At 65.9% G+C, this 5,597-nt stretch carries 7 protein-coding genes and 1 tRNA gene; 2 read left to right on the top strand and 6 right to left on the bottom strand.

Going from position 1 to position 5,597, the window contains the following annotated elements:
• Positions 1-158: 158 nt before the first annotated feature.
• The 3 genes from ACT6XY_RS10030 to ACT6XY_RS10020 all read right to left on the bottom strand — a co-directional run bounded on the left by ACT6XY_RS10030 (position 159) and on the right by ACT6XY_RS10020 (position 2,008).
• On the bottom strand, positions 159-872 hold the full coding sequence (locus ACT6XY_RS10030) for an autoinducer binding domain-containing protein (protein WP_444748191.1): 714 nt from the start codon (positions 870-872) through the stop codon (positions 159-161).
• Between the two features lie 399 nt (positions 873-1,271).
• On the bottom strand, positions 1,272-1,907 hold the full coding sequence (locus tag ACT6XY_RS10025) for a DUF4145 domain-containing protein (protein WP_444748190.1): 636 nt from the start codon (positions 1,905-1,907) through the stop codon (positions 1,272-1,274).
• A gap of 16 nt (positions 1,908-1,923) precedes the next feature.
• Positions 1,924-2,008 (bottom strand) — tRNA-Leu (locus ACT6XY_RS10020).
• 307 nt (positions 2,009-2,315) lie between these two features.
• Between ACT6XY_RS10020 and ACT6XY_RS10015 the strand changes: the two genes are divergently transcribed.
• Positions 2,316-2,561, top strand: coding sequence for a DUF1674 domain-containing protein (locus ACT6XY_RS10015; protein ID WP_444748189.1), 246 nt, complete (start codon positions 2,316-2,318; stop codon positions 2,559-2,561).
• Between the two features lie 13 nt (positions 2,562-2,574).
• On the opposite strand, the gene gloB is transcribed toward ACT6XY_RS10015, so the two are convergent.
• On the bottom strand, positions 2,575-3,342 hold the full coding sequence (gloB, locus tag ACT6XY_RS10010; RefSeq protein WP_444748188.1) for a hydroxyacylglutathione hydrolase: 768 nt from the start codon (positions 3,340-3,342) through the stop codon (positions 2,575-2,577).
• 181 nt (positions 3,343-3,523) lie between these two features.
• Between gloB and ACT6XY_RS10005 the strand changes: the two genes are divergently transcribed.
• Positions 3,524-4,231, top strand: coding sequence for a methyltransferase domain-containing protein (locus tag ACT6XY_RS10005; protein WP_444748197.1), 708 nt, complete (start codon positions 3,524-3,526; stop codon positions 4,229-4,231).
• Positions 4,232-4,278: 47 nt separating this feature from the next.
• Here ACT6XY_RS10005 and ACT6XY_RS10000 read toward each other — a convergent pair whose 3' ends face one another.
• On the bottom strand, positions 4,279-5,019 hold the full coding sequence (locus tag ACT6XY_RS10000; RefSeq protein ID WP_444748187.1) for a hypothetical protein: 741 nt from the start codon (positions 5,017-5,019) through the stop codon (positions 4,279-4,281).
• Positions 5,020-5,207: 188 nt separating this feature from the next.
• Positions 5,208-5,573, bottom strand: a complete 366-nt coding sequence (locus ACT6XY_RS09995) for a helix-turn-helix domain-containing protein (RefSeq protein WP_444748196.1) — start codon at positions 5,571-5,573, stop codon at positions 5,208-5,210.
• Positions 5,574-5,597: the final 24 nt, after the last annotated feature.

Here is a 5,597-nt window from a genome sequence, read left to right as displayed (position 1 = left end):
GGCGCTCCCCGTCCGATGGTCCGGACACCTTCAAACCCGACATGCGGCCTCGCCGTCGCAAGGGGTCGCCTCGCCCACGCTCGACGGCGAAAAGTCAAGCATATCGGCCGGCCGCCGAAACCTATCGGAATCGATAGTGGGGGGGCCGCCGCGCGCGATTACAGCAAGCCGATCCGCACCAGGATCGCCACCGCGTGGCTTCGCGTCTCGGCGTTGAGCTTGCGGCGGGCGCCGTCGATGTGGAAGCGCGCGGTGGCCATGGAGATGCCGAGGGCATCGGCCACGTCGCGGTCGGTGCGCCCGGCCGCCACCAACCGCATGCATTCGAACTCGCGCGGGGTCAGCCGCTCCGGTGATCCGGCGCCGACCGCCGGGGCGCCGATGCGCCGGCAGCGCTCATGCGCGGCGAAGGCGGCCATGTGCAGCCGTGCGCGAACGGGCGGCGTCAGGTCCGTGGCCGACTTGCGCCCTGCCATGGTGACGAGCCCGAAATAGCCGCCCGGGCCGTGGATGGGCACGGCGAAGCCTTCCACCCAGCCGAAATCATGGAACGCGTTCAGAAGCTCACGCTTGCCAGGCGTTTCCGGCGCCTCGTCGATGGCCTCGCTGAAGGTGAAGGGCGCTATGCGGCGGCTTGCCGTATTCACCGCCGGGTCGTGGTAGAGAAAGCTGCGCTCGGCATAGAGCTCGATCCACCTGCGCGGCCAGCTGTTGAAGAAGAACAGAGGGGGCGCCGTGGCGGTCGTATGGACGACGCTGCCGCAGGCGACGGCGTCGAAGCCGTCCTCGGCCACAAGCTCCTTGAACAGGGTCTCGACCTCCGCCCACGTCGCTGCGGCGAGCGCCGCCGCCAGATAGAGGTCAAGGCTCATGGCACCCTCAAGAAGGCTGGCCGGCGCGCAACGCTCCGCAGCGCGAGGCCGAGGACGAGCCTAACCTTTCGTAACGTCAAGGTGAAGGACGGCGCATGGTCGGCCGCGAAAAAATGGCCACCTCCAGCGCGTCGGAACGGGGCGGCAGGAGAACAGCCCACGTACGGTTACGGACGTTCAGCCCGCCTAACACCATGACGATTGGGCAATTTCTTGCAATCGCGAACAGCGTCGGCTTCCCGCGCACGCGCAAATTGGTGCCCCTAGCCGGGATCGAACCAGCACTCCTTGCGGAACTCGATTTTGAGTCTTGTCCCCCAAAATAAGATGTTGAAAAGATTAGATAAATAGTCCTGTGGCGGTGACAATAGGCCGCATTCTGTCACCAAGGGTGTCACCTCAGCTGGCTGATTTAGCAGCCGCGATCCCACGGTCAACTTTAGCGCTTAGAACAAAGAGGAACTGACCAAGGGCCTCGGCAAATTCTACGGCTTGCCGAGCCTCCTGCGGTGACACGTGTGGGTTCTCGCTATCGGCATGTCGGGGTCGATTGGCGCCCAACCGCACCTCATGAGCCCAGTTCTTCATTCCTTCGGTTAACTTGTGATCTTTCCACGCCTGCTCGACCCGAGAGTAGACAGAACCTTCCGTGTAGTTAAGTTCCTTGAGCATGGCATCCACGGCTGAGCCGGCCATTACCGCGGAGGCATCCGGCGCAAAAATTGTATCGATCGCCTGCTGGAGGTACTTCCGCGCTACGGGCGGGATGTCCTCATGAGCGACCTTCTCTTGAGGAAAAACTGATTCAATCTCCTGTCCGATGTTTCCGCGCGAATCGATAGGGTTGACCGTTAGGATTACACCGCCGCAGGAGGCGCAGTGGAAAGCTGTCCAAACGCGATTACCGCGGCGGTTTGTGCCTCCAAGGCTTTGCTGCCAAACCTTGGAGACCGCTGGCGAAGCAACTCCGCAGTGTGGGCAGCGTCGAGGTTGGAAGCCTACGAGTGTCCGGTGTGGAAGAACAGGCGTGGTCATTTAACCCCCGATGTTCTGGTGCGGGCGGTCGGGATCGAACCGACAAGCCTTGCGGCACGGGGTTTTGAGTCCCGCGTGTCTACCAATTCCACCACGCCCGCACGACGCCGGACCTAGCAGTCGTCACCAAATTTGTCACTAGTGACAGGCTAGGGCGGCTGCCAGTCCCCAAAAATATGGGAACACGGGCAGCCCGCAAGTTGATAAAGTCCAGCGGCATCGGCTCACGTCTTCAAGCAGGTTCTGAGCCGCTGCGCTTGATTTGAAATCCGATTTTGAGTCGAGCGCGTCTACCAATTCCGCCATAGGGGCAACGCGCGGCGGACTATAGTCACGCCCGCCCGCCGGTCAACGCCGGGGCGGGCCGGCGGCCTTGACTATGGCCCGCCGGGCGCCAATTTTCCGGCCATGAGCGAGAACCCCGTCTTTTCCACCGCCGTCGCCATCGACCAGCCGACCGCCCGCATCGAGACCCCGGTCAAGGTGCTGTCGGAGGCGGCGAAACGCGCCCTGGCGGAGGCCGCCGAGCGCCGCGCCGCCCTCGACGCCAAGGCGGCGGAGCTCGCCGCCAATCCTGAGGTGCACGGGCGCGGCGGCGCCGATCCCGTGCGCTACGACGACTGGGAGGTTGGCGGCATCGCCGTCGACTTCTAGAGGTCGCCCCGTCTCAGGCCTTGTTCTTGCGCTCGCGCAGCTCGGCGAAGACCTCCGCCGGCAGGCGCCCCCGCATGCCGAGCACGGCGGCGATGGCGGCATCGTCCGCGCGCAGGAACGGGTTCGTCGCCTTTTCCTGCCCGATGGTGGTCGGAAGCGTCGGCTGGCCGGCCTCGCGCAGCCGGAAGACCTCCTCGGCGCGCGCCTTCAGGGCCGCATTGTCCGGGTCCACGGTGAGCGAGAACTTGGCGTTCGAGCCGGTATATTCGTGGCCGCAATAGACGGCGGTGTCGTCGGCCAGGGCCCGCAGCACCTTCAGCGCCTCCCACATCTGCTGCGGCGTGCCCTCGAACAGGCGGCCGCAGCCCAGCGAGAACAGCGTGTCGCCGGAGAACAGGATCTTCTCGGCGGCGAAGTGATAGACGATGTGGCCGACCGTGTGGCCGGGCGTGTCGATGACGTCGGCCGTGAGCGAGCCGAAGCGCGCCTTGCCGCCCGGGGCCACCGTCTCGTCCACCAGCGGGATGCGATGGGCGTCCGCCGCATTGGCGATGACATGGGCCTTCGTCGCCGCCTTCACCGCCTCGATGCCCTGCACATGGTCGGGGTGGTGGTGGGTCACGAGGATGTGGCTGATCGTCCAGCCCTTCTCCTGCGCCGCCGCCAGCACGGGAGCGGCCTCCGGTACGTCGATGGCCGCCGTCGCGCCGGTGGCACGGTCATGGATCAGCGCGCCGAAATTGTCGCTGAGACAGGTGAACATGTGAACGTCGGCGGCCATGCGCGTCTCCGGGGTGAGGGGTGCGGTTCGTAACCGTTCATCCTGGCGGCTATATGTCATTGCCTGCGGCCGAAGGCCATTCCATTCTCCCGCCGGCCGGCATGCCGCCGGCCTGCCCGTGCCGAGGTTCGGCGTGTCCGACGTCATCGACCTGCGCGCCTTCTATTCCTCGCCGCTCGGCATGGTCGCGCGGCGAATGGTGACGCGCGCCGTGCGCACCCACTGGCCCTCCGCCCGCGGCATGCTCACCGTCGGCCTCGGCTATTGCACCCCCTATCTCGGCATCTTCCGCGAGGAGGCCGACCGCTCCCTCGCCTTCATGCCGGCGCGCCAGGGCGTCATCTCCTGGCCGACGGCCAGGCCCGGCCGCTCGGCCCTCGTCGAGGACGACATGCTGCCTTTGGCCGATGCCGCCGTCGACCGGCTGCTCATCGTCCATGCGCTGGAGGTCTCTAACGACGTCCAGGCGCTGCTGCGCGAGGCCTGGCGGGTGCTCGCCGCCGGCGGCAAGGTGCTCGCCGTCGTCCCCAACCGCCGCGGCCTCTGGGCCCAGCGCGACACCACGCCCTTCGGCCAGGGGCGGCCCTATTCGTCGCGCCAGCTCACCGAGCTCATGCGCCAGTCCTCCTTCACGCCGGTGGCCTGGAGCCAGGCGCTGTGGGTGCCGCCCGTCAGCACGGCCCTGGTGCTGCGCTCCGCCATCGCCTGGGAGCGCATGGGCTCGGCGCTGACCCTGCCCTTCGCCGGTGTCCACCTCGTCGAGGCGACCAAGCAGGTCTACAAGCCCGCCCCGCTCCGGCGCGAGCGCACGGTGGAGATCTTCCGCCCCGTCCTCGCGCCCCAGCCGGCGGCGCGCGGCGTCGAGCGTCGGGGGGATGGCGAGGGCTAGCTCAGGCAACCCGCCGCGATCCCTGGTCTCGCAAGACGATCGCCGCCTCATCCGCGGAAGGAAAAAATCCGATCAAGCGCCGAAGGCAGGCCCTGCGTGAAGTGAACTCTTCCCAAATTAGGCGAACGAAGGACGGGAACACCGCCGATCCAGGCATTGTGGTTAACCGTACCTTGCCAGCCTGGCAGCCAGGGGAGCACCTTTTCGATTTGGTTGGTAATGGGCTCGTGGGTTGTGGCCAGGCGGACCCGTCGCAGGCGCACATTCGGGCCGAACGATCGCTCGAGATTGTTCGGGTCGACGAACTGAGCGCTTTCAGGGACCAGATGACTGCCGAATTTGATCATCGGGGGCAGCAGGTCGCCCGCGAGATCGACCGTCTTGTTGAGGGATGAAATAGAGCGGATGGTCTCCTCACCAAACCCGAATGCCCACGGTATGATGGCAGCGAGGTAATTGCTCGCGACGGTACGGTAGCCGGGGGGGTGTGTGAGCCTGTCAATCAAGACGAACAGAAGCCCCCGCGGCCCGAGGTCCACGACCGTGGCTTCGGCTTTGAGATCCGACACGAAGGGAGGAATCAGCAAAAAAGGAAGTCTCCGCATGGACGTATAGGTGGCCTCGCCGACACTCGTCCCGGTCCGGATTTCGCCGTCGACCTCCACCTCCACGGTCAGCCGATAACGGAGCGTCCCGCTCGGCACGAGAAGGCGCCACCCGCCGTAGAGCCCGAGAGCCCCAGCCAGCCCACCGGTTCCGACCAGAACATCGCGCCGCGTGATAGCCATCCCGAAGCATCCCCGAAGATTTCGCCGGCATTCATCGACAGCAAGAAATGAGGCCGTCCTACTAATGGACGGTTAGCGCGACGAAAAAACAATGATGACGCAGGCAAGGCGCTCCGGGTTTTTGTCTCGATGTGAAACAACAGGGCGAGCTGGTCCAATCGGGCGGCGGCAGCTTTCAGAAGGGCTGACTACCGCCCGGGCAGCTTCGACTTCAGCACGAAGAGCAGCTCACCAATCTCCTCATCCGACAGGAGAGACACCCGCCGCGCCAGCAGGTTGGCGAGTTCGGTCGCCTGCGGCGACAGGCCGGACGTGTCGATGACGATGCGCGGGTGGGAGATTTCGGCGAGCTTCGCCAGTTCCTCCGCCTCGTCCCAGATGATGCCGAAATAGGCGATGATCCGCTGGATCAGGTACCAGCTCGGGCGCCCGCGCTTGCCGTGCTCCAGCGCCGAGAGATAGGCGGCGGAGACGCCCACCGCCTCGGCCATGGCGGTGAGGGTGGCGCCCCGCTCCTCGCGCAGGGCGCGGACCCGGGCGCCGAACGGCGTCAACGCCGCCGCGCCTCGACGGCCGCC

The sequence above is a fragment of the Phreatobacter sp. genome (assembly GCF_052440005.1).
In the GTDB taxonomy this organism is placed as follows: Bacteria; Pseudomonadota; Alphaproteobacteria; order Rhizobiales; family Phreatobacteraceae; genus Phreatobacter.
Note: the sequence above shows the minus strand (reverse complement) of the source record. Positions and strands in the feature narration are given on the sequence as shown.